The sequence below is a fragment of the Paraglaciecola polaris LMG 21857 genome (assembly GCF_000315055.1).
Classification (GTDB): domain Bacteria; phylum Pseudomonadota; class Gammaproteobacteria; order Enterobacterales; family Alteromonadaceae; genus Paraglaciecola; species Paraglaciecola polaris.
The window spans coordinates 1-21,976 of record NZ_BAER01000111.1 but is presented as its reverse complement, the minus strand read 5'-3'; the positions used below and the strand labels follow the sequence as shown (position 1 = coordinate 21,976).

The window sequence follows — 21,976 nt, the reverse complement described above, 5'->3', positions numbered from 1 at the left end:
TACTAAATATGCAACTAGCAAGATGGAGATCTCAGTATGCCGATTAATTGGAATAAATACGACACAGGCCCATTTCACGATGAGTTAGTTAAACGTCCTGGGGAGCCGAGGACTTATGCAACAGACTTGTGTGATTTCATACAAGACCTTTCCGATGCAGAACTGCAAGAATATAAAGCCGCTGCCGATTCAGCCATAAAAGTGATGGGGATAACGTTTCGTGTATACAACGACGAAGAAGGATCAATCGACAGAGCTTGGCCGTTTGACATCGTTCCTCGCCTTATCGAACTCAAAGAGTGGCAACAGATTGAAAAAGGCCTAAAACAACGGGTCAAAGCATTGAACATGTTTATCGATGACCTCTACAACGAGCAAAAAATCATTCAGGACGGTATTTTTCCCAAAGATTTGTTAACTCATTCAAAAAACTTTTTACCCCAGTGTAAAGGCTTCAGCCCACCACTAGGGATTTGGGCACATATATGTGGCTCAGATTTAGTGCGGGACCAAAATGGTACTGTTTACGTGCTGGAAGACAACCTACGCGTCCCATCTGGCGTGTCATACATGCTTGAAAATAGGCAAGTGATGAAACGCGTATTCCCAGAAATGTTCAGGCAATATGACATTTTACCGGTAGATAATTACCCGTCGGACTTATACGACATGTTAGCCGCGCTTTCCCCACGGGATATTCCAGAGCCTGAAATAGTGGTTTTGACACCCGGCACTTATAACTCTGCATATTTTGAACATGCCTACTTAGCCCAGCAGATGGGTGCCGAGTTAGTGGTGGGTGATGACTTAGTCGTAGATGAAGATAACTGCGTGTATATGCGCACCATAAACGGTCTCAGTCAGGTAGACGTTATCTATCGCCGTATCGACGATGCTTTTATCGATCCTGAAGTATTTAATACCGAGTCGACCCTCGGTGTGCCTGGCCTCATGCGCGCATGGAAAGCGGGCAAAGTAGCGCTGGCTAATGCACCGGGTTCAGGGGTGGCAGACGATAAAGTGGTATATAGCTATGTGCCACAGATTATCGAATATTACCTTGATGAAGAGCCTTTGCTGTCAAATGTACCTACCTATCGATGTGTGAATCCTGACGAAAAAGCATATGTACTGGCCAATATCGAAAAAATGGTCGTCAAACCCGCCAATGAATCAGGGGGTTACGGTATGTTGATTGGCCCCCATGCCACGCCAAAGGAGCATGATGAGTTCCGCAAACTGATAGAAGATGATCCTAGAAACTACGTGGCCCAGCCTATGTTGCTGCTGTCGACTGCCCCGACTATGGTTGGCAATGAAGTAGAAGGCAGGCATTTAGATTTGCGCCCCTTTATACTCAGTAGTAAAGACGTGTGTGTCACTATGGGTGGTCTCACTCGCGTCGCATTAGTGAAGGGTTCGACTGTGGTCAACTCATCACAGGGTGGTGGCAGTAAAGACACTTGGATTGTTGATATGGAGGGAAGCTAATTATGTTATCTCGAGTCGCAAATAATTTATGTTGGTTAGGGCGTTATCTAGAGCGTGCTGAAAATACCGCTAGACTGATTAACGTCAACTCGAATCTACTGCTCGATTTACCCAAAAGCATTGTGCTGGGTTGGGAGCCCATAATCGACATAGTATCTGACAGAACAACCTTTTATGCCCACTACGACATGGCGGACGAACACAGCGTTTTAAACTTTTTACTTGTAGGACCTAATAACCCGTCATCCATTGTCAGCTCCTTAGAGTTTGCGCGGGAGAACGCCAGAACTATCCGGGAGATCATTCCTAGAGAGGTATGGGAGCAAATCAACGAACTGTATATTTATGGTGATGAAAATCATCAAAAAGCGTTGTTTAGACGCTCGCGATACGATTTTCTGACTGAAGTTATTGAGTCAGTACAGAAGATTACCGGCATTTTAGCGGGTACCATGACCCATGATGAAGGCTATAATTTCTTAAAAATTGGGCGCAACTTAGAAAGAGCCGATATGACCACGCGGATCATAGACGTGCGCTCAGCCACTTTACTACCAGAAACGGAAACAGAACAGTCGGCGTTTGAAAATCTACAGTGGATGAGTGTGCTTAAATCATTAACGGCTTATCAGATGTATCGCCGAGAAGTACGGCTCAGGATCCGTCGTCCCGACGTATTGAAATTCTTATTGCTAGAAGAGCGATTTCCCCGTTCATTACTGCACACTTTGCAAGAGGTTAAGGGATGTGTACAAAACCTGCCAAACTTTGCAGCTGTATCCCATGAGCTCGAAGTCGTGGAGAAGATGTTAATGGCAGCTAATCCGCAAACACTTATTCAAGATAAGCTGCATCACTTTATTGATGACGTACAACTTGGAATAAGCCAAGTCTTTATTAAATTAGAAGAAACTTACTTTTAAATACGCTCATTCCCAGAACGTAAAAAGCCCGCTGAATTTAGCGGGCTTTTGCATTTACGCACATGCGCTTGGCTAATTAGCCTTTGTAACGCTGCATCACTAAAGTACAGTTTGTGCCACCAAAGCCGAAGCTGTTTGACATGACTGTGTTTAATTTAGCATCACGGGTTTCGGTCACTACATCCATGCCGTTGGCCGCTTCATCGAGGGTTTCGATGTTAATAGACGGGGCGATAAAATCGTTTTCCATCATCAACAAGCTATAAATCGCTTCGTTTACGCCTGCAGCACCTAATGCATGACCCGTCATCGCTTTAGTCGCACTCAGTGGCGGCACTTTATCGCCAAACACTTCACCGATAGCCCATAACTCTTTCACGTCGCCCACTGGGGTAGACGTACCGTGGGTATTGATATAATCAATTGGCTCTTCAAGGCCCTGCATCGCTTGTTGCATACAACGGATCGCACCTTCACCTGATGGGGCAACCATGTCTGCACCGTCCGACGTCGCGCCATAACCAACAATTTCACCGTAAATTTTAGCGCCACGAGCCAAGGCATGTTCGAGTTCTTCAACTACCACCATGCCACCACCACCTGCGCCAACGAAACCGTCACGGTTGGCATCATAGGTACGTGATGCTTTGCTTGGGTCATCGTTATACTTAGTGGAAAGCGCGCCCATAGCGTCAAACTCCATCGACAAAGTCCAATGCAATTCTTCACCACCACCAGCAAAAATAATATCTTGTTTGCCCAGTTGAATTTGCTCAAGCGCGTTACCAATACAATGCGCACTGGTTGAACAAGCAGAGCTGATTGAGTAGTTAACGCCTTTGATTTTGAATGGGGTCGCTAAACAAGCTGATACCGTACTGCCCATGCAGCGTGTCACCATATAAGGCCCCACGCGACGTAAGCCTTTTTCACGTAAAATATCCACCGCTTCAACCTGATGTTGAGACGAAGCGCCACCAGAGCCGGCGATAATACCGGTACGGACGTTAGAGACCATTTCAGGTGTTAACCCTGAATCTTCCACCGCTTGCTGCATAGCAATATACGCATAGCCTGCTGCATCGCCCATAAAACGTAAGGTTTTACGGTCAATGTGATCCGCTAAGTTAATATTAACTTTGCCCCAAACATGGCTACGCATGCCATTTTCAGCAAACTCTTCAGAATATGTGATGCCAGAACGCCCTTCTCTTAAGGACTGCGTGACTTCATTTTTATTGTTACCAATACTAGAAACAATGCCTAGTCCGGTGATAACTGCTCTTCTCATGATGAACCCTTCAAGCAAAAAATTGCTGCTTATAAAATTGCCGCATATGGTAACGATTTTAACGTTGCAACTGGTCTGCTCTTTTGTGCACAAAAATCATGCACAGCGCCCACTGTTCAACAAATCATCACCGGTTAGAATAGCAATACAGTTTGGTTTATATAGACTGTTTGGTTTGTTAAGACAGTTACCTTAAACTATCGCGCTTTTGAAGACTAGCCCAAGCATACGCGGAGACCCACACGATTGACTATTAAAACAGCAGATATTCAGTTTAATTCTGATGGCTCACCACTTGCCACGGATTTTGACGATATATATTTTTCCGCAGCCGGTGGTGTCGCCGAGGCAGAGCATGTCTTTCTGCAAAATAATCAATTACTCGCACGTTGGTCACTGTGGTCAAAAAATACCTTCGTGATCGCCGAGACGGGTTTCGGGACCGGGTTGAATTTTTTAGTAACCCTTAGCGCTTTTAGCCAATTTATGCAGCGCAACCCCCTCAGTCAGTTGACCCTGCATTTTGTAAGTACTGAAAAGTTTCCGCTTAACCAACAAGACTTAGTGCAGGCACTGAGTACTTTCGTTCAATATAATCACTTCGCAGACGAACTTATCGCTCAATATCCCATGCCACTTAATGGCTGTCACCGGATGACATTTTGCGCTAATCGAGTGGTGTTAGACTTGTGGCTGGGGGATATACACGATTCGTTGCCGCAAATACATACCGCTGAAACTGGTTTGGTCGATGCTTGGTATTTAGACGGATTTGCCCCGAGTAAAAACCCGCAAATGTGGTCTCAAGCCCTGTTTGAACAAATGGCGCGATTAGCCACAGATAATTGCACGTTTGCTACATTTACTGCCGCAGGATTTGTCAAACGTGGATTACGTGAGGCGGGTTTCACCGTCGAGAAACGTAAAGGTCATGGGCGCAAGCGGGACATGTTAGCCGGACATATTGAAAGGGCCGAACGTCATCGCGGACAAGCTAGCTATTTCCAACGAAGTGCTGCGCATATTGCCGATACAGCAACCCCAACTAAAGTGGTTGTTATCGGCGCCGGTATTGCGGGTGCTAGTGCCGCATATGCCTTAGCGAAAAGAGGCATATCTTGTGACGTATATTTTAAAGACTCGACCCCAGGGCAAGGCGCTTCAGGCAATCCTCAAGCTGGTTTTTATCCACAGTTGAACGTGGATCCCAGTCATAGCAGTCAAATTAATGCCCATAGTTTCATTTACGCAGCAGGCCTTTATCGAAACTTGATAAACCAAGGCTACGACTTTGCTCATCAATGGTGCGGCGTACTGCAACTTGGCTTTAAACCACCGCTAGCCGCACGCTATGCCAAATTAATCGATAACGATATTTGGCCACACGCCCTAGTTCGCTATGTCAACCAAGAGCAAGCCACGCAAATAAGTCACTGTGATGTGCCATACAGTGGTTTATTTATGCCTTTAGGGGGCTGGATTGACCCAACTCAATTGGTTAATGCCCTATTCCGCGCAGCCAATGATTTAAGCCAAACGACCTTGCATAACAACCATGCGGTGACCAGAGTTGAACGACATAATGACCAGTGGCAGGTAAACTTTGCTGGCGTCGGTGAAAATTCGAGCTCGCAGCCTTCCTCCGTAAATGCAGACATAGTGCTCTACGCAACTGGTGCGCAAAGCCATAGCGTAAGCGACTTACACCCCTTCCCTCTGCGTATGGTACGGGGACAAGTTGAGGCCATTCCCACGCAACCCGCATTAACAAAACTGAACACCGTCTTGTGCCACAAGGGGTATTTAACCCCAGAATACCAAGGACAACATGCCCTGGGTTCGACTTACGTAAAAGATGATCTTGCCACAGATTACCGACTTGAAGAGCAAGCTAAAAACCTAGCCACTCATTATCAATCACTTGCGCAATGTGCATGGGCACAAAATGTGGTAGGTAATGGCATTGGCCGTGCAGCTGTGCGTTGCAGCTCACCCGATCACTTACCTTTGGTAGGGTCTCTGGCAAACATCGCCCAACAAAAAATCGAACTTGGGGATTTATATAAAGCCTTGCCGCCGACGTATTACCCCCAAGGTAGTGACGTGCCAAATATATATATGTTGACGGGTTTGGGCTCCCGAGGGCTAACCACTGCGCCACTTATGGCGGAGCTTCTGGCCAGTCAAATTTGTGGCCAGCCTTTGCCTATGCCAAATGACTTACTCAATACCTTAAATCCGAATCGTTTTTTGATCAGGCAGCTCATTCGCCGAGAAATTTAACACAACAAGAACGCAGGTAATCCAATCCGCAGGCTAACACTTAGCATCATCAAGCGTTAAACCCACATTTTTAGGCTGTTTACATTTAAGCTAACACGTCAGCTTCGACAAATAGCCGTTGCCACAAAGCCGATACTTGCACTTGATCTTGTCCTTGCACTTCATTATTAGCATAGGCTTTTTCAAGGCTTTCCAGCATGTAACGGTTTAACGCTGCTAAGGAGTAATCGTCTAAGCCCAGAGCATTGCTGCCGACCAGAGAAAAATGGCCGGTCAGGTAGCTGGCAATAAATAGCTCCTGATCGTTACCGTAGACCACTACACCATCAAGGTAGGCTTGAGTGGCATCTACAAAATCATCAAATTTTTGCTTTGCTACATCGCTGTTTACTGATTCACACATAACGGTGACTAATATCCTTTGTTAACATATAAAGTTGCTTATTCGAATTGAGCAATCGGGTATAGCACTTGGTCTTTATAACCCGTGGTGACACTAATTAAACCAGACAGCATGGCGTCCAGTGCAATATCGCCGGTATCCGCTATTAAAGGTTTATCGTTCAGGGCTTGTAACTTACTTTTTGTCGCGACCACCAAGAAGTTCTCACGACCTATTTGCCGCAGCACTTGAGGGCTCAACTGCTGATTACCTCGTCCGAAAATATGCCCCTGACCGCCAATCAGTGTGATGATCAACGTCACCTGAGTATTGGCGGTATAGGCTAATAAGGCTTGAGCAGTCACATCGCTGGCAAGCACACTGCCATGTTGAATGACATCAACCCCTAATAAAGTATTGGCTAAGCCCAATTCCTGCATAATAAAATCAACCGTAGAGCCTGAGCCCATAACAAAAAGCCGCTGAGGATGCGCTTCCATGAACTCAATAACGTGCGCTGCGATATCCGCAAGCACCAATTCATCAGACTCTTTACCGCCCATTTTGACGGCCTGAATATAACGCAACTCGCTCGGTACACGCATTTCACCGTACTGACGCGCGTTCACTCTGCCTTGGCGAAAAAGCTCTTCATCAATGTCCATTACGTCAGCATCTTGCAGCGTAACAATTTGCCCTTGAATCAACATACTAACCACTCGCCCTGCGGCTTGTGGCGTAACAGCGTATACGCCCGAATGAATTTTACAGCCCGCAGGCACACCCAGCACAGGTAGGGTATCGGCAATAACGTGGCAGATGTTACGTGCAGTACCATCACCTCCGGCGAACAATAATAAATCAACATTCCGTTGTTTTACTTCTGCCGCACAACGCTCAGTATCAATCGCTTCGCTTTGCTCACTCAACGAGCGATAAACCACAGTGAAATCAAAACCTAACTCAGCGGCCAGCGTTTCCCCCATTTCACCTGCTGCAGTAAAAATATGCAGTTGAGATTTAAATGGTAGCAGTTCCTCTAGGGCCAAACGGGTGCGAGTATTAGCCAGCTTCTGGGCGCCAAGTGCTAGCGCTTGCGTTCGGGTATCAGCACCATCACTGCCTTTTAACGCCACACTGCCACCGATTCCTGCAAATGGATTAATAATAAGGCCAAGTTTAAACCGTGCTTTATCCGTCACTCTCCCTCCTCGAATGCGTTCGTTGACCAATGACCCCGTCTCTTTGGCTGCAAAAAATGCCCAGGCGTCAGGTCACCGGTGCCGTAGAAGATGCCTAACGTTTTGATAAATATTGTGGCCCGAGCAGGAAAACCGTCTTGTAAGTAACGCATCACCTGTTTATGTACATTTAAGGTGAAAGTGTGCTTATCTGGCTGCGCCCCATTGAGGTTATCAGTGCTGACCCTAAATGTTTTATTGGCTGCCACAGAAAATGCCCACTCAATGGCCTGGGGTTTAACTTCGACCTGTTCAAATTGCATCTGCTGTGTTTCGTTACGTCCGTCTGGGCAGTACCAATACCCGTAATCATTGAGCAACCGCCGCTGTGGCCCGGCAATACACCAATGGGCGATTTCATGAAGCGCGCTAGCGAAATATCCATGGGCAAAAATCACTTGATGATAAGCGCAGTCATTCCCAGCAGGCACGTATTCTGGCTCCCCAGGCCCTTTGATCAAGCGGGTGTTTTCACTTTGACTAAAGGCAGCATCAAATAACGTCATCACATCTTGATAACGATGGGGTTTGCAATGGATTTCACCAATAGGTGATTTTGTGGGGGATAAGGTATTCATTAGGGCGGCATTCTACCTAACCCGAGCACCTAAACTCAAGTTCATATCTGTGCCTATTGTGTTACTGAACGCTTTACGCCAAGCTATGGGCAGCAAAATATCTCATATCACCAACAAGGACATAGCATGTTAAAAGCTATCGTAAAATCGCTATTAATCGTTTCAGCCTTTAGTGCGGCTTCCGCCCACGCTTTTGATGTTAAACACACGTCAACGGCTCCTGTCATAGACGGACAACAAGAGGCTGTATGGCAGCACGCACAATGGCATGACATGCCATATTTAATGGATGGTACCCTGCCTGAAAAATCTGATTTCAACGGTCGCTATCGCTTATTGTGGGATAAAAACTACCTTTATTTACAAGCCGAAATCACTGACGATATGCTGATTGATACCCATGCAGACCCATTAGAGCGCTACTGGGATGACGATGCCCTTGAAATATTTGTCGATGGTGATGCGTCTGGCGGTAATCATCAATTTAATCATTCCGCATTGGCTTACCACATAGGTCTTGATAACCAAGCGGCGGATATTGGCGATGATGAAAAAGCCCACCTGTACAATGACCATATCAACAGCAACTGGAAGCGTCAGCTAGAGAAGCCGAATACTATCCTGTGGGAGGTAGCGATTAAACGTTATCCAAATGACTACACAGATAAATCACCTAAAGCATCGATCCCGCTGAAAACCGAGGATGTGATGGGTTTCATGTTAGCTTATTGTGATAACGATGGTAGCGATGTTCGCGAGCATTTTATGGGTGACCATGATTTCCCAGCGCAAAATGGCAGCAAGAATTTAGGGTACATAACGGCTGATGTCTTCGGTAAAATCACTCTGACTCAGTAGTGTGAGTCGTTATTTTCAATTGGTCGTCATCGATAACGGTGGGGTATATGCCTGATCTTATCACGCAAATTTCCTGCCACCTGCATACGGTGGCGTCCATTCAGCGTCTTGCCCAGGGCACCCATGTCTTGCCGCTCATTCATGCAGTACAAGCCTGGCAAACCTTGCGTATGCAAGCCACTCATAACGCACAAAATAACAACCCCAACTGCGCCTCTGCCCTAAATTTTTTCGCTGAGCAAATATACGGTCCACAAGATTTTACCCAGCGAGATACAGATATCGCCCGCGTGGTACCCAAAATACATAAATACTTGCCACAAAAAGCACTGTCATCCTTGGCTGCCGCTCTGCACCTTCATGCTTTATCTTATGAACTGGATTACGCGCTGGCAAGTAAACTAACTGAACAAACGCATTTAGCCTGCATAATTCTCGACCAACAAAGCTATGCTAAAGCTTATGTGGCCTGTAACAATATTGATTTACGCCTAGAACAGATTAGCCTGCTGCGTACATTGGGTCGCAACCTACATCAAGCGGCCAGCATAAAAGGTATCGCTATGATGCTAACATTGTCTAAACATCCAGCTAGGGCCAAAGGCTTGCACACTCTCCATCAGTTTTTACAAAACGGCTATAACGCATTTAAAAAAATCCCTAATAGCGAGACGTTCATACAAGATATTGTGTTAAAAGAGGAACAGTTAGTAACACTATTATTTGCCCCTCAGGGTGATAACCCGTTACCTTATGTACCCAGTATTGAGATAACACCCGAGACGTAAGCATTTATGCCCACTTCTGTTGAACAACTTCCTTGGCAATATCCAAGCCCGTTTATCTGTCAATGGCACATCAGCCCTGAGCAAATAGATCATTACAATCACGTGAATAATGTGGCTTATGTCAGTCAGCTTGAACGTACAGCCTGGGCGCATTCCAACGCGTTAGGGCTGAGTATCGAACAATATCAAGAACTAGACCGGGGTATGGCCATTAGTCGTCACGAAATTGATTACCTTGCCGCAGCAGTATTAGGTGACACCTTGGCGTGCGCCACTTGGATTGTCGCATGTGATAACAAGTTAAAACTGGCCAGACACTTCCAATTTATTCGCCTAAGTGACGGCTTAAGCATGTTAAAAGCGCGAACTGAATTTGTCTGTATCGCTCTTAGCTCAGGCAAGCCTAAGCGCATGCCAAAAATATTTTCCGAGACTTATTTCAACGCCATGCTGATTAACCCCGCAGAATAAAGGCGTAGATGTCATGAGCAAACTCAATAGCGCACTGGTCCTGGCATTTTTTGCCTCATTGAGCATCAATGTATATCAGTACCTGAGTTTTCATGAGCTGCGTCCAGTCGCGGTACATAAACCGGTATTTGAAACAACTAACCTAGCACCTTTTAAGCAAGCTCCGATGCAGCCCGCTAACCAAGAGCCCCAATCAAACACGTCGAACCCGCCCTATGAAAATAAGGCAAACATCGAAAACGAAACATCGGCCTCGGGCACAAAGCGTTTTAAGCCAGACCGACGGCAAGCCTATTTAGCCCAAACTCGTCGCTGGCTTACGGGGCAGGAATACGCCAAACTTGAGGCGTTTTTTCCACTCTATTTGCGCCAATACCCGCAAGATGTCGAGTTTTTGCTCTTGGAAGCCCAATACATCGCCCAGTCACACTTACTCAGTGACGCCATTATTCATTATCATGGCATGCTGAGTTTACCCTTGAGTAAAGCGCAACAAACACAAGTGCAAAATACCATTGCGCGCTTAACCAATGAAACCATCACCGAGCTGAAACAAGCGAATTCATGGGACATACTGGCACAATTCGTTGAGCCACTATTGCAGGTGAGTCCCACTGATCGTGAGTTGATTTTAGCCTTAGCTACCGCTTATGCTCGCCAGCAACAAGCAAGTCTGATGGAAAACGTACTTGCATCCATTCGCTATGAGGATCCACAAGCGATGGAGATCCGCCAAATCATTCAACGAATCGATGAGTCAATAAATGCTGACAACGGTGATACAAGTCAAGCAACCAATGGCAGCCCTCAAAGAGTCGGTCTTACAAATTCCTTTCAGATCCCGCTACAAAAATACGGCGATCAGTACGTAGTTGAAACCAGTCTGAGTGGCAATCAGGTGCACTTTTTGATCGACACCGGCGCATCAACCACCGCCATATCTCGGCAGAAATTTAAAGCGTTGTTTAAATCGGTAGCAAGCAAATTTGTTGGCCAATTTAACGTACAAACGGCCAATGGCACCGTACGCTCGCCCATGTATCAATTCGCCAGCCTTGAAATCGCTAAGGCGAAAGTGAGAAACATTAATGTGATGGTATTGCCACTAGATGAACTTGCTCATAGTGACGGCTTATTAGGAATGAATTTTTTGCGGGAATTTGATTTCAGAATAGACCAGAAAAATGCGCTGTTGCATCTGCGTTGAAGTATCTTAAATAAGGTCAGCTTTGTTTATTCTGCTCTCGACAATGTCAATTATGCAGATAACAGACGCTATCCGCATAATTGAAGTATTCTGAGCGGGTAATAGCGTGCTGCTAGTCTTCTTCGCTAGGGCCAGCAATACGCGCTTTACGTTCTTGTTCTTCTTCAAACGCCGCTTTAATTTCCTCCAGCACTGTGTCTACATCAGCCTCATCATCTGGGAAGTCAAAATGCCCAGTTAAAGGCGTATCAGCTTCAAGTTCACCGGATTCAAACAAGGCCCACATTTCTTCGGCATAATGAGTGGTTTTCAATTCTGGCGCGAATTGCCCGTAATATTCGGTCATGTTGCGTACATCACGCTGCAACATGCTAAAAGCATTATTATTGGCTGCTGCATCGACCACTTGGGGTAAATCGATGATCACTGGGCCGTAGGCATCAACTAATACGTTGAACTCAGACAAATCGCCGTGCACTAGCCCAGCTAAAAGCATGCGCATGACATAAACCATGACAACGGCGTGATCTTCCATCGCTTGCTCGGCAGACATGCCTACATCGTTTAAACGAGGGGCAACGTCACCGTCGTCATCTGTGATAAGTTCCATGAGCAACACGCCATCGTAACAACCGTAAGGCTCAGGAACACGCACACCGGCTTTTGCCAAGGTAAACAAGGCGTCTACTTCAGTATTTTGCCAGGCGTCTTCTTGTTGCTTACGACCGAATTTTGAGCCTTTTTCCATGGCCCGGGCACGACGTGTGTTACGTACTTTTCGCCCTTCTTGATATTGCGCAGCTTTTTTAAAACTGCGCTTCATCGCTTCTTTATAGACTTTGGCACAACGGATTTCGTTGCCACAACGCACGGCGTACACAGTCGCCTCTTTACCACTCATTAACTGGTAAAGTACCTCATCTACGAGGCCATCATCAACCAGTGGTTGGATTCGTTTTGGTATTTTCATGGCGTCGTTATACAGCAGTTAAGGCGTGCTTGGAATAGCCGCAAAAGTTTGTCATACATTCACTCAACGAAATACCTTAAAAATAAACATGACTGTTGGATCTAGAGGAAATTTATAGCAGCAATTGGTTAAATCTATTTGGTGCAAATTTTAAGCTCCTAAAGCAGGTTACTGTCGCGACCCTTTGCATTAGATTAATCTGCTAGTGTTGCAATATCAAGTGCTTCAATAGCGGCGGTATATAAACTTGCATATCATACGCGACTCATAGCTTTAGCCAAAAGCCACCCGTCGATTGAATGATTGTAAATCACACTTTCATAACTATATCTTTCACTGGCCTTGCATGAGTGTTGCCGGACAGCCCGAAGTGCTATGCTGCATGTTAGGCATAGCTGTTCACGCCATTAGGAACCCCATGAAGATAAAGATCCCAAAACGTTTTTTGTTAGTTAGTTATCTATCGTTGGCAGGCTCGGGTTTAGCCCATGCTGCTGATGTTCATCCATTAGAGCAAACCACAGGATTAAAACGCTTCGATGCCACCCAGCGTTTAACAATCAGTCAAGATAGTCGCAGTACCCTAGATATTAAAAGTCTGTATATTGGCGATAACGCCCTTGCCAGCGCGATGAGCCTGTATGATCAAGGGGCTAAATTACATCACATCGCCGGCAGTACACGTAGCGATAAAGTACGCCTGAGTTTTTACCAGCCTTATCAAAATTCGCGTTTAGAACAACGCCTTGAATTAAATTTCAACAAATTCAATGGTTTTATTACCAAGATATCTAGCTTGTATACGGTTGAAAGTGCTTATGTGGGGATCAAAGACGTATTAAACGATGTCCTCACATCCGCAATTGCAAAATACGGTAACCCACTCAGTATCGAAAGTGCTCGCCAGCAAGCAGGTGTCCAACAAGGGGATGTGCCACTTAACCGTTATATTAAAACTCTCGAGCCACGGGTAGACATAGCAGCCCAAGTCACGGACTATTTTCAAGATTTACGCGTCTCGCTCAGTGCAAAATTAGTTAACGACGACAAAGGTTATGCGTTGCTGCACAGTGGCTTCAACCGTTGTTACATCTGGCAAACGCAAAGCTACAATGAAATTCTCACCCTGTGTTCATTCGATCCTGCGGCAGCAAACGCAGCCAATCGCGGCGTTGAATTATCCTTAGTCGATTTTGCTGTACAGAAAAAAATTGCTGCCACAGAAAAAATAAATAGTGAACTATCCCTCACTTTGTAGGCTGCTACTGGTCTGCACAGTAGGTTTAATTCGACGTTGATTATAATTTATAAGTAAAATGGGGCTGCCAACTGTGTCAATACAAGACATAATTCGGCTTCTGCCTTTAAAACTAACGAAACTAGGAAAAATAAATGACTGTAAAACGTATTGGTCATCGTTACATCGATGCCGAGAGTGGTAAAACGTTAGATGTGTGGTTTCCACGCGCGAATACCCAAATTGCGCGTAGCTGCCTTGCGCAAAAAGTAGGCTTGATTAACAGCGATTTCGTTGAAATCGAATTAGAGATCGACGGCGCTCCCCAAACCATCGAAGACGCTTACCTGCGTTTACATTTATTATCTGAAGGCAGTGTTCAGCCTAACAAGATTAATCTAACGGGAATTTTTGGTTTACTGACCAATGTGGCCTGGACCTCAGCTGGCCCCGTACTGCCGAATAAAGTCGAAGCACTACGCGGCGCCATCGCTGGCGAGCATCATCATCTGAGCATATCTTCTATAGACAAATTCCCACGTATGACCGACTACGTTATCCCAGAAGGTGTGCGCATCGGTGATGCTGACCGAGTACGTTTGGGCGCTCATTTAGCCGCTGGCACCACAGTAATGCATGAGGGCTTCGTTAACTTTAACGCAGGTACACTCGGCAGTTCTATGGTTGAAGGGCGTATTTCTCAAGGTGTGGTAGTAGGCGATGGTTCCGATATCGGCGGTGGCGCATCAACCATGGGTACTTTATCCGGTGGCGGAAAAACCATAAACTCAATTGGCAAAAACAGCATGTTAGGTGCCAATGCAGGTACCGGCATTTCACTTGGTGATGACTGTATCGTTGAAGCAGGCTTGTATGTTACAGCTGGCACCAAGGTAACCACCCCAGACGGCGAAGTCGTTGCCGCCCGTCAGTTATCAGGCATGAACGGTTTGTTGTTCCGCCGTAACAGCCAAAACGGTAGCGTTGAAGCCATAGTGGCAGATTCATCTAAATGGGGCGGGCTAAACGCGAGCTTGCACAGCAACGACTAAATCAATACTTTGACCATTAAAGCCAACCCAAGAGCCAGCTTAATTTGCTGGCTTTTTTATGGGCAGTAGGCAAATCAATATCAGACAAACCAATGGCGTGTACGATTAGCAAAATACACTAACGACAGCATCACTGGCACTTCAACCAACACCCCGACGACCGTGGCAAGAGCAGCCCCTGAATGTAAGCCAAATAACGATATAGCGACTGCCACCGCCAACTCAAAAAAGTTGGACGAGCCAATCATACTGGCAGGTGCTGCCACATTATGTGGCAAGCTTAAGCGCTTGGCAGCGTAATAAGTAATAGCAAAAATGCCGTATGTTTGAATCAATAGCGGTATCGCGATCAATAAGATCATCTGTGGCTGGTCGAGGATCGTTTGTGCTTGAAAGCCAAACAACAATCCCACTGTCGCCAGCAAGCCGATAATCGACCAAGGTTTCAGGGTGGCGACAAAACGATGAATGTTGCTATCCCCCTCACTGTCGCCTGCCTTGTTAAGCCAAGAGCGCGTGAGCGCCCCGGCAATCAGTGGCAGCAATACATATAACAACACTGAAATTAGCAAGGTTTCCCAAGGCACCTGAATATCGCTCATGCCGAGCAATAACGCACTAATAGGGGCAAAAGCAAAGATCATAATGATGTCATTCACCGAGACCTGTACCAGAGTATAATTAGCATCCCCTTTGGTTAGCTGACTCCACACAAATACCATAGCCGTGCACGGCGCTACGCCGAGCAAGATCATACCGGCGATATATTCGTTTGCGGTTTGCGGATCAACCCAGTCGGCAAAGAAGCCTTTAAAAAACAACCAGCCTAATGCAGCCATGGTAAAAGGTTTGATGAGCCAGTTAATCGCCAGTGTCAGCAAGATGCCTTTCGGTTTGCGACCGACATCTTTAAGGGATGAAAAATCGATTTGGATCATCATGGGGTAGATCATCAACCAAATCAGTACGGCTACCACGACATTAACGTGCGCATATTCCAGTGCGGCCACTCCAGCAAATAACTCAGGCAAGAAACTACCCAGAATCACACCAGCAGCAATACTCAATGCCACCCAAATCGATAAATAACGTTCAAATAATCCCATGCTAAAATACCTGCTAAATAGAGCGTTGATTGACGCGTTGACTCACTTGCTCAGCGCTTTCAACTCGTTCGGAATAACGGTCAACTAAATAATCGGCGTTATCTCGCGTTAATAGTGTAAATTTCATTAGCTCCTCCAGCACATCTACAATACGGTTGTAATATGGCGATGGTTTCATACAGTCATTGTCGTCAAACTCCATAAAGGCTTTCGCTACAGATGATTGATTAGGTATGGTCAACATACGCATCCAACGGCCTAATACACGCATCTGGTTAACCGCATTAAAGGACTGTGATCCACCACTTACCTGCATAACGGCAAGTGTTTTTCCTTGTGTGGGGCGAACCGCACCAATTGAAAGCGGCACCCAATCAATTTGGCTCTTCAGTATGCCAGTCATCGAACCATGGCGTTCCGGTGAGCACCACACTTGGCCTTCTGACCACAACATCAATTCGCGTAGTTCAGCTACTTTTGTATTTTCGGCGTCATCACCATCCGGTAACGGTAATCCTGTCGGATTGAAAATACGTGTTTCAGCGCCCATGGCTTGCAGTATACGGGCACTCTCTTCTACTACTAAGCGGCTAAAAGAACGAGCCCGCAGCGAGCCATATAATAATAAAATACGTGGTTTGTGGACGAACGACGCCGTTTTAAATTGATTGAATTGCGGCACAACGAACGACCCAGCATCAATATTGTCAGGTAAGGTCGAGCACACGCGTGATTCGATATCAGACATTATTTTGCCCCCAAGTGGTTGAATGCTTGACGCAGAGCCACAGCATCCTGGGCGTCAGCCTTGATAGTGAGCATGGCATGCACACGCTGACTAATTTCATTTATGCTTGTGCGAAACGCCTGAGCGATATGTTCTTCATCGCCAGTTAGCTTAGACGGATCAGACAATCCCCAATGTACTTTTACACTGTCGCCAAACCACAACGGGCACGCTTCCCCTGCCGCACTATCACATACAGTGATCACCACATCTGGAGCAAAGTCTTCGAATTCATCCCACGATTGGCTTATCAGCCCTTGGGTGTTAACACCCTCTTCTTGCAGGTACTTAAGCGACAAAGGATGCACTTCCCCCACAGGCTGGCTGCCAGCGCTGCGTGCTTCTAATTTGCCCTGACCTAGGTGATTAGTTATCGCTTCAGATAAAATACTGCGACAACGATTATGGGTACAAATAAATAATATTTTTAACATGGAAACACTCGACTCAGCTGATAATTTCGATTGCGGGTAGAACGGACTTACGGCACAAAACATTACTCACAGCATTCATTTTGCTTGGCAATATTGAGGTTGGTGATACAGTCATTTAAATAGCTTTCAGTATTGTGCGCTGTGGTTTCAAGCACACTCATTACCCAATGGGGCAATTTAGGATTGAGTGAGTAATACACCCATTTCCCTCTGCGCTCGTCACATAAAATTTGGCAACGGCGTAAATCAGCCAAATGACGTGACACCTTAGGTTGACTCAGTTCAAGAGCGGTAATCAAATCGCATACACAAAGCTCTTTTTCCAAATAAATCAACAACAAGGCTTTGAGTCGCGTATCGTCAGACAAACACTTATAAAATGAAAGCGGCGTGAACAAGGGTAACGGCATGTGAGTTGACATAACTGGCTTCTGCAGATTAACATGCGAAATATCATATATATGTTTTTCCGAATGTCAAATATTCATTCAAGAGCAGAACAAATTAGATCAAGGGCACTGAGTCCCTAGATAAACGTAGAATTTGGCTGGCATTTCACCCGAGGTTCAAGGTATAACCAAGATATTGAAACACCGTTTTTCATGGCTAATCTAATTGGCTAAAACAAAAGGATATGCCTATGAGCAACAATTTTATCAGCGACTGGTTACCGGTCACCGTCACACTCGCAACCTTCGCAATACTGACCTGGATAGCCCAGCGACTGCTGTTTAATACGTTGAAACACACAGGCGATGAGAATATTTTCGCTCGCCAATTAGCCATGTTAACGCTTATGCTGGTGGGGTTAGTCACGGTCGTGATCATGCTTCCCGTATCCGAAAGCTTAGAGCTGCAAATCTTAAGTTTAATTGGTCTGGTGTTATCTGGATTATTAGCATTTTCCTCTACCACTTTATTCAGTAACCTAATGGCTGGGGCACTCATGCGCTTCACTCAACCTTTTCGCACCGGTGATTTCATCAGCTTTGATACCTACTTTGGCCGTGTCACTGAACTTGGGCTATTCGACTGTGAAATTCAAACCCAAACCCGAGAACTGGTATCCATCCCAAATAGTGCCTTGGTCAAAAAACCCGTCAGTGTGATACGCCGCTCAGGTACTATCATCTCGGTGGAATTATCACTAGGGTATGATTTACACCACAGCCGTATTGATGATTTATTATTACAAGCAGCCATTCAAACAGAGCTAGAAGAACCTTTTGTACATATCACGCATCTAGGGGATTTTTCAGTCAGTTACAAAGTCAGTGGTTTATTAGTCGAAGTAAAAAACCTGCTTACCGCACGTTCAAATTTGCATCGCCATGTACTCGATTGCCTACACGACAATGACATCGAAATTATGTCACCCACATTCATTAGCCAGCACGCAGGTCCAGACGTAGAACGTAAAATCGCCCACTCCCCGGCATTCAATCAAGTGCAAAGTGTGACCACAGCAGAAGATGTAGTATTTGATAAAGCCGAACAAGCTCAGCAGCAAGCCAGCGACAAAGTCGCCATACTCGAGCAAATAAAATCCTTGGAAGCGCAAATGCCCGACACTGAAAAAGACCAGCGCAAAGCAATGGAAAGGCGCATAGACACGTTGCAACAGGAACTCTCTGAAATAAAAAGCGTCGTCGAAACGCCAGAGGATGAATAGGGCATGTGCTTGAGACAAGGCTGAGTTAACAGCCCAGAGCGCGTATCCCTTTTTAATTGAATAATGACGCTCTCTTGAGCGACTGGTTTAATCCAGACAAGCTTAATTATTTATTTGGGTTGATTTCTAAGCTTACTTTAAAAGCCTTTTTCACCTCAGAAGCCTTGCCCGTTAATATCAGCGTATCACCACGCTGACACCCTCTTTATTGGTGCAACCACTCAGTAACCAGCAGTGCAGGACTATGCAAAATAGCAGATAGCACTAAGCCTGCTGATTATCTGGGGGGTAGTAAGTTTGCCTATTAAGCATCATTAAAACTCGCCGGGTTCAGTGATTTAATGACATCCCCCCCACTCCAACAGCTCAGTATACAAATGCCGCATATCTTCATTTACCCATAAAAAACATCATAATGATGATGCACCCGCTTTACCTGTGCGCTAGTAATTCATATGCTGTGTTGCAATAATAAAATTCACTAACTAGCGAAAGGAAAAATTCATGAAAAAAGGATTAATGATTTTTGGTCTGCTCATACTACTGATAGCAGGCGGTGCATGGTACATGTTAAGCGGTGCTGGCGACTTTATTCGCAGCCAAATTGAGCAACAAGGGAGCCAATACCTAGGAACCACAGTAGCGGTAAGCAAGGTTGAGCTGGCGCTGACCGATGGCCGAATGACCATCAGTGAACTAAACGTGAAAAATCCCAAAGGTTTCAGTGAAGCAAACGCATTTAGTCTTGCTGCTGTTACGTTAGACATAGGCGACGTTATTAATGAGCCATACGTAATTCAGACCGTTAGCGTCAATGCACCGGCCATCCTCTATGAAGTCGATGCAAATGGTCAGGGCAATTTAATGGTATTGAAAAGCAACTTAGAAGCCCAGTTGCCAAAAACCGCAAATGAACCAGCACCAACCACAGAGGGACCTAATCCCTTAGTGATAGTAGAAAACGTCACGGTAAGTAATGTGCGCCTGATGTTTAATTTTGAAAAATTGCCCACTGGCGATCTAAAAATAGACACCAAAGCTTACGAAGTAACATTACCCACCTTCAACGCGGGTCCAATCGGCAAACCTAATGGCATGCCAGCTAATCAAGTCGGCGCGGCAGTCGTTAATACCATGCTCGATAACGTTATTGCTGCCGCAAAAGTGGAAGCGAAAAAACGCTTGGCAGCAGAAGCTAAGAAGAAAGTGAACGAAGAGATCGAAAAACAGAAAGGTAAATTGCTCGAAAAAGCAGGTGACAAGCTCAAAGGCTTATTTAATTAGCAACGTGTTACAAACACTTAATTGTTGAAGGGCCTTAGGGCCCTTTTTGTTATCTCTTGCAAGCACAATCAGGCTAAAAGCGCTACCAAGGTAGGACGCTTCTCGCTACACTACATTTTTAGCTCAGCTTTGACGTATTAATGACGACACCCTTCACCTATTCCACTTCATATATGCTGGATAAAAGCCACTTTATTGAAACCTACGATGCATCAGCGTCTGCTGGCAATGCGAAACGTACTTATATTATCGCGATTTTTCTGGTTATTTCGGGCTTAGTTATGCTCAGTTTCACCGAAATAGCCCCCTATGTGGCATGGTTCATTATCGCTCTGGGTGGTTTAGAAGTGTTCAGTCTCCGCTTTAAAAAATCATGGTGGCTCGCTAGGCAATTGATCAGTAAAGCCGCCAATACAGAATTAACCCTCACCATAGATGACACTGGTGTCAGCAGTAAATCGATTCATATCGAGAGTACGATCCCTTGGGCAGAGATCAGTAAAATAGAGCCTGCGGCTGGTCACCCGTCTCCGGGCTGGTTACTTTACCATAAGGGCCAAAAAAACTATCTGTCAGGTAGATGCTTATCGGAACAAGCTCAAGAATTTGTTAATGCGCAGGCCGCGTTAACGAACACATAAATGCCACAATGAACGTCCTAAAGGCAATCCCCCTACCGAGTCATTCACCTCAACAAAACGCTGTAATCAGAACCACGACAAGTCATTGAAATGCTTTTTATTCATGACTCGCTTTTATCGTTAGGATTTGAGCAATAGGCAAGCGTTAAAACTCCATCCGTAACGCACCTCTAGACGCTTTATCAACCAAGGCAAAGCGCCTATCAATTTCCCCCTTATTGCTTGACACCTTATGCCCCGCCACCTTAACGAATTCGCATTCGATACCAGAAGTTAAACGGTAAAACGCCTGATATAACTGATAATTATTCAGCCGTTTATTGTTACTAGAAAAGTAGTCATTTTGTTCAAGACGGGCGCGTCTGTCGGGTAAACTAATAATGTTTTGCGAGTCGGTATAAATAGTCAGCGCGATAGGTTCGCTACCTGCCAATGTGCGTATTTCTGCCAATGCCCACAACAGTGTTTGTAACTCCAACTTAGTTGAACTCGTTTGCTCAAAACGCTTGGGTTTTACCCTATATTTCAATGCCTCTATCGAGGCACTCGGATCAGATACAACAAGGTACGCGCCGTATCCCACCTTCAATTGGGTATTGACACTACCATCAATAAAAACCTGTAAGTGACGCATTATTATTCACCGTCCATGTTATTCCATACGCCGCGGCATGTCTGGTTTCGTGTCATCTTCAAACGCCAGAATATCACCAGGCTGGCAGTGTAAGTAGCGGCATATGGCCTCAAGAGTACCAAAGCGGACACCTTTAACTTTCCCACGTTTCAGTATTGATAAATTAGCTTCGGTTATACCAATATACTTAGCTAAATCTTTTGAACTGACTTTACGCTTAGCCATCATGACATCGAGATTAACAATAACAGGCATCTAAACGATCTCGTTGTTTTCTTGGTCAAGTTCTTTGGCGGCGCTGAACAAGTGAACTAAAACCGGCAAACACAGCACAGCCATTATGGTCAAAGGACGAATACGCACATCAACAGACTGCAGATCATTGAGCAGCATTGATGGCAGCAATGGCCAGATCATTTGGTATATCACGGCAAAAAGGGACAACCATGCCAACCATTTCAAACAGATCATGCTTTTTATCGAATAGAATAGGCCACGACTAAGCTCCAATAGCAATCGTTGAAGCCAGAATATGCCTGCGAATATGGTAATGACTGAGGGTGCAAGAGTTAGCATCAATGCAAATTGGTCTTGAGGGTATTGCTGCCAAAGCCGATTCAATTGCTCATCGCCGAATGAAACCCAC

Annotated in this window: 24 protein-coding genes; 12 read left to right on the top strand and 12 right to left on the bottom strand. The window is 45.5% G+C overall.

The genetic code is table 11. The features are described from left to right. The first annotated feature begins 36 nt into the window (after positions 1 to 36). Together GPLA_RS17200 and GPLA_RS17195 are read left to right on the top strand one after the other, a co-directional pair. Positions 37 to 1,491 (top strand): circularly permuted type 2 ATP-grasp protein, encoded by a 1,455-nt coding sequence (locus GPLA_RS17200; protein WP_007106237.1) that lies wholly within the window; start codon positions 37 to 39, stop codon positions 1,489 to 1,491. Between the two features lie 2 nt (positions 1,492 to 1,493). Next, positions 1,494 to 2,414 carry an alpha-E domain-containing protein gene (locus GPLA_RS17195; RefSeq protein WP_007106236.1) on the top strand — a complete coding sequence of 307 codons (921 nt, stop codon included), beginning with the start codon at positions 1,494 to 1,496 and terminating at the stop codon, positions 2,412 to 2,414. Between the two features lie 76 nt (positions 2,415 to 2,490). Here the strand turns inward: GPLA_RS17195 and fabB are convergent, their stop codons facing one another. Continuing rightward, a complete protein-coding gene (fabB, locus tag GPLA_RS17190) occupies positions 2,491 to 3,705 on the bottom strand; it encodes a beta-ketoacyl-ACP synthase I (RefSeq protein ID WP_007106235.1) in 1,215 nt (404 codons plus the stop codon). Positions 3,706 to 3,951: 246 nt separating this feature from the next. Here fabB and mnmC point away from each other — a divergent pair, with 246 nt between their 5' ends. Beyond that, positions 3,952 to 5,988, top strand: coding sequence for a bifunctional tRNA (5-methylaminomethyl-2-thiouridine)(34)-methyltransferase MnmD/FAD-dependent 5-carboxymethylaminomethyl-2-thiouridine(34) oxidoreductase MnmC (gene mnmC / locus GPLA_RS17185; RefSeq protein WP_007106233.1), 2,037 nt, complete (start codon positions 3,952 to 3,954; stop codon positions 5,986 to 5,988). Between the two features lie 85 nt (positions 5,989 to 6,073). Here mnmC and GPLA_RS17180 read toward each other — a convergent pair whose 3' ends face one another. Genes GPLA_RS17180 through GPLA_RS17170 form a run of 3 tightly spaced genes read right to left on the bottom strand, consistent with a single transcriptional unit; the run spans position 6,074 to position 8,189 of the window. After that, the gene (locus tag GPLA_RS17180; protein WP_007106232.1) at positions 6,074 to 6,391 is read right to left on the bottom strand and encodes a YfcL family protein; all 318 of its coding nucleotides are present in this window, start codon (positions 6,389 to 6,391) and stop codon (positions 6,074 to 6,076) included. A 38-nt stretch (positions 6,392 to 6,429) separates the two neighbouring features. After that, positions 6,430 to 7,572, bottom strand: a complete 1,143-nt coding sequence (locus GPLA_RS17175; RefSeq protein ID WP_007106231.1) for an ATP-NAD kinase family protein — start codon at positions 7,570 to 7,572, stop codon at positions 6,430 to 6,432. Continuing rightward, positions 7,569 to 8,189 carry an elongation factor P hydroxylase gene (locus GPLA_RS17170; protein WP_007106230.1) on the bottom strand — a complete coding sequence of 207 codons (621 nt, stop codon included), beginning with the start codon at positions 8,187 to 8,189 and terminating at the stop codon, positions 7,569 to 7,571. Before GPLA_RS17170 ends, GPLA_RS17175 begins: the two co-directional genes overlap by 4 nt. A gap of 126 nt (positions 8,190 to 8,315) precedes the next feature. Here GPLA_RS17170 and GPLA_RS17165 point away from each other — a divergent pair, with 126 nt between their 5' ends. Genes GPLA_RS17165 through GPLA_RS17150 form a run of 4 tightly spaced genes read left to right on the top strand, consistent with a single transcriptional unit; the run spans position 8,316 to position 11,513 of the window. Next, on the top strand, positions 8,316 to 9,047 hold the full coding sequence (locus GPLA_RS17165) for a sugar-binding protein (RefSeq protein ID WP_007106228.1): 732 nt from the start codon (positions 8,316 to 8,318) through the stop codon (positions 9,045 to 9,047). 47 nt (positions 9,048 to 9,094) lie between these two features. Continuing rightward, a complete protein-coding gene (locus GPLA_RS17160) occupies positions 9,095 to 9,835 on the top strand; it encodes an FFLEELY motif protein (RefSeq protein ID WP_007106227.1) in 741 nt (246 codons plus the stop codon). A gap of 6 nt (positions 9,836 to 9,841) precedes the next feature. Further along, positions 9,842 to 10,306 carry an acyl-CoA thioesterase gene (locus tag GPLA_RS17155; protein ID WP_007106226.1) on the top strand — a complete coding sequence of 155 codons (465 nt, stop codon included), beginning with the start codon at positions 9,842 to 9,844 and terminating at the stop codon, positions 10,304 to 10,306. Between the two features lie 13 nt (positions 10,307 to 10,319). Continuing rightward, positions 10,320 to 11,513: a retropepsin-like aspartic protease family protein gene (locus GPLA_RS17150; protein ID WP_007106225.1), complete on the top strand. Its 1,194-nt coding sequence runs from the start codon at positions 10,320 to 10,322 to the stop codon at positions 11,511 to 11,513. 112 nt (positions 11,514 to 11,625) lie between these two features. On the opposite strand, the gene GPLA_RS17145 is transcribed toward GPLA_RS17150, so the two are convergent. Further along, positions 11,626 to 12,483, bottom strand: a complete 858-nt coding sequence (locus tag GPLA_RS17145) for a PA4780 family RIO1-like protein kinase (protein WP_007106224.1) — start codon at positions 12,481 to 12,483, stop codon at positions 11,626 to 11,628. A 418-nt stretch (positions 12,484 to 12,901) separates the two neighbouring features. Between GPLA_RS17145 and GPLA_RS17140 the strand changes: the two genes are divergently transcribed. Further along, a complete protein-coding gene (locus GPLA_RS17140) occupies positions 12,902 to 13,741 on the top strand; it encodes a hypothetical protein (RefSeq protein WP_007106223.1) in 840 nt (279 codons plus the stop codon). A gap of 134 nt (positions 13,742 to 13,875) precedes the next feature. Beyond that, entirely contained in the window at positions 13,876 to 14,772 is an 897-nt protein-coding gene (locus tag GPLA_RS17135) for a DapH/DapD/GlmU-related protein (protein WP_007106222.1), read from the top strand. Between the two features lie 80 nt (positions 14,773 to 14,852). Here GPLA_RS17135 and arsB read toward each other — a convergent pair whose 3' ends face one another. The 4 genes from arsB to GPLA_RS17115 form a co-directional block, all read right to left on the bottom strand. Further along, on the bottom strand, positions 14,853 to 15,878 hold the full coding sequence (arsB, locus tag GPLA_RS17130) for an ACR3 family arsenite efflux transporter (RefSeq protein ID WP_007106221.1): 1,026 nt from the start codon (positions 15,876 to 15,878) through the stop codon (positions 14,853 to 14,855). 13 nt (positions 15,879 to 15,891) lie between these two features. Then, positions 15,892 to 16,626, bottom strand: a complete 735-nt coding sequence (gene arsH, locus GPLA_RS17125) for an arsenical resistance protein ArsH (protein WP_007106220.1) — start codon at positions 16,624 to 16,626, stop codon at positions 15,892 to 15,894. Continuing rightward, positions 16,626 to 17,099: an arsenate reductase ArsC gene (locus tag GPLA_RS17120; protein WP_040515243.1), complete on the bottom strand. Its 474-nt coding sequence runs from the start codon at positions 17,097 to 17,099 to the stop codon at positions 16,626 to 16,628. Before GPLA_RS17120 ends, arsH begins: the two co-directional genes overlap by 1 nt. Before the next feature lie 62 nt (positions 17,100 to 17,161). Continuing rightward, the gene (locus GPLA_RS17115) at positions 17,162 to 17,521 is read right to left on the bottom strand and encodes a metalloregulator ArsR/SmtB family transcription factor (protein WP_007106218.1); all 360 of its coding nucleotides are present in this window, start codon (positions 17,519 to 17,521) and stop codon (positions 17,162 to 17,164) included. 218 nt (positions 17,522 to 17,739) lie between these two features. On the opposite strand from GPLA_RS17115, the gene GPLA_RS17110 reads away from it, so the two are divergent. The 3 genes from GPLA_RS17110 (at position 17,740) to GPLA_RS17100 (ending at position 20,696) form a co-directional block, all read left to right on the top strand. Then, positions 17,740 to 18,771 (top strand): mechanosensitive ion channel family protein, encoded by a 1,032-nt coding sequence (locus tag GPLA_RS17110; RefSeq protein ID WP_007106217.1) that lies wholly within the window; start codon positions 17,740 to 17,742, stop codon positions 18,769 to 18,771. 504 nt (positions 18,772 to 19,275) lie between these two features. Then, a complete protein-coding gene (locus GPLA_RS17105) occupies positions 19,276 to 20,055 on the top strand; it encodes a DUF748 domain-containing protein (RefSeq protein ID WP_007106215.1) in 780 nt (259 codons plus the stop codon). 140 nt (positions 20,056 to 20,195) lie between these two features. Then, entirely contained in the window at positions 20,196 to 20,696 is a 501-nt protein-coding gene (locus GPLA_RS17100; protein WP_040515232.1) for a YcxB family protein, read from the top strand. Positions 20,697 to 20,841: 145 nt separating this feature from the next. Here GPLA_RS17100 and GPLA_RS17095 read toward each other — a convergent pair whose 3' ends face one another. From GPLA_RS17095 to GPLA_RS23630, 3 genes are all read right to left on the bottom strand, one after another. Beyond that, positions 20,842 to 21,330 carry a ribonuclease HI gene (locus tag GPLA_RS17095; RefSeq protein ID WP_007106213.1) on the bottom strand — a complete coding sequence of 163 codons (489 nt, stop codon included), beginning with the start codon at positions 21,328 to 21,330 and terminating at the stop codon, positions 20,842 to 20,844. An 18-nt stretch (positions 21,331 to 21,348) separates the two neighbouring features. After that, positions 21,349 to 21,585, bottom strand: coding sequence for a helix-turn-helix domain-containing protein (locus tag GPLA_RS17090; protein WP_007106212.1), 237 nt, complete (start codon positions 21,583 to 21,585; stop codon positions 21,349 to 21,351). Beyond that, positions 21,586 to 21,976, bottom strand: a 391-nt coding sequence (locus tag GPLA_RS23630; protein WP_040515229.1) for a hypothetical protein, incomplete at its 5' end; no start/stop codon positions are given.

Excerpts from the sequence above, each read along its gene's own strand:
- GPLA_RS17200 (WP_007106237.1), top strand. The coding sequence starts at position 37 with ATGCCGATTAATTGGAATAAATACGACACAGGCCCATTTCACGATGAG.
- GPLA_RS17195 (WP_007106236.1), top strand. The coding sequence starts at position 1,494 with ATGTTATCTCGAGTCGCAAATAATTTATGTTGGTTAGGGCGTTATCTA.
- fabB (WP_007106235.1), bottom strand. The coding sequence starts at position 3,705 with ATGAGAAGAGCAGTTATCACCGGACTAGGCATTGTTTCTAGTATTGGT.
- GPLA_RS17180 (WP_007106232.1), bottom strand. The coding sequence starts at position 6,391 with ATGTGTGAATCAGTAAACAGCGATGTAGCAAAGCAAAAATTTGATGAT.
- GPLA_RS17170 (WP_007106230.1), bottom strand. The coding sequence starts at position 8,189 with ATGAATACCTTATCCCCCACAAAATCACCTATTGGTGAAATCCATTGC.
- GPLA_RS17165 (WP_007106228.1), top strand. The coding sequence starts at position 8,316 with ATGTTAAAAGCTATCGTAAAATCGCTATTAATCGTTTCAGCCTTTAGT.
- GPLA_RS17160 (WP_007106227.1), top strand. The coding sequence starts at position 9,095 with ATGCCTGATCTTATCACGCAAATTTCCTGCCACCTGCATACGGTGGCG.
- GPLA_RS17155 (WP_007106226.1), top strand. The coding sequence starts at position 9,842 with ATGCCCACTTCTGTTGAACAACTTCCTTGGCAATATCCAAGCCCGTTT.
- GPLA_RS17150 (WP_007106225.1), top strand. The coding sequence starts at position 10,320 with ATGAGCAAACTCAATAGCGCACTGGTCCTGGCATTTTTTGCCTCATTG.
- GPLA_RS17145 (WP_007106224.1), bottom strand. The coding sequence starts at position 12,483 with ATGAAAATACCAAAACGAATCCAACCACTGGTTGATGATGGCCTCGTA.
- GPLA_RS17140 (WP_007106223.1), top strand. The coding sequence starts at position 12,902 with ATGAAGATAAAGATCCCAAAACGTTTTTTGTTAGTTAGTTATCTATCG.
- GPLA_RS17135 (WP_007106222.1), top strand. The coding sequence starts at position 13,876 with ATGACTGTAAAACGTATTGGTCATCGTTACATCGATGCCGAGAGTGGT.
- arsB (WP_007106221.1), bottom strand. The coding sequence starts at position 15,878 with ATGGGATTATTTGAACGTTATTTATCGATTTGGGTGGCATTGAGTATT.
- arsH (WP_007106220.1), bottom strand. The coding sequence starts at position 16,626 with ATGTCTGATATCGAATCACGCGTGTGCTCGACCTTACCTGACAATATT.
- GPLA_RS17120 (WP_040515243.1), bottom strand. The coding sequence starts at position 17,099 with ATGTTAAAAATATTATTTATTTGTACCCATAATCGTTGTCGCAGTATT.
- GPLA_RS17115 (WP_007106218.1), bottom strand. The coding sequence starts at position 17,521 with ATGTCAACTCACATGCCGTTACCCTTGTTCACGCCGCTTTCATTTTAT.
- GPLA_RS17110 (WP_007106217.1), top strand. The coding sequence starts at position 17,740 with ATGAGCAACAATTTTATCAGCGACTGGTTACCGGTCACCGTCACACTC.
- GPLA_RS17105 (WP_007106215.1), top strand. The coding sequence starts at position 19,276 with ATGAAAAAAGGATTAATGATTTTTGGTCTGCTCATACTACTGATAGCA.
- GPLA_RS17100 (WP_040515232.1), top strand. The coding sequence starts at position 20,196 with ATGACGACACCCTTCACCTATTCCACTTCATATATGCTGGATAAAAGC.
- GPLA_RS17095 (WP_007106213.1), bottom strand. The coding sequence starts at position 21,330 with ATGCGTCACTTACAGGTTTTTATTGATGGTAGTGTCAATACCCAATTG.
- GPLA_RS17090 (WP_007106212.1), bottom strand. The coding sequence starts at position 21,585 with ATGCCTGTTATTGTTAATCTCGATGTCATGATGGCTAAGCGTAAAGTC.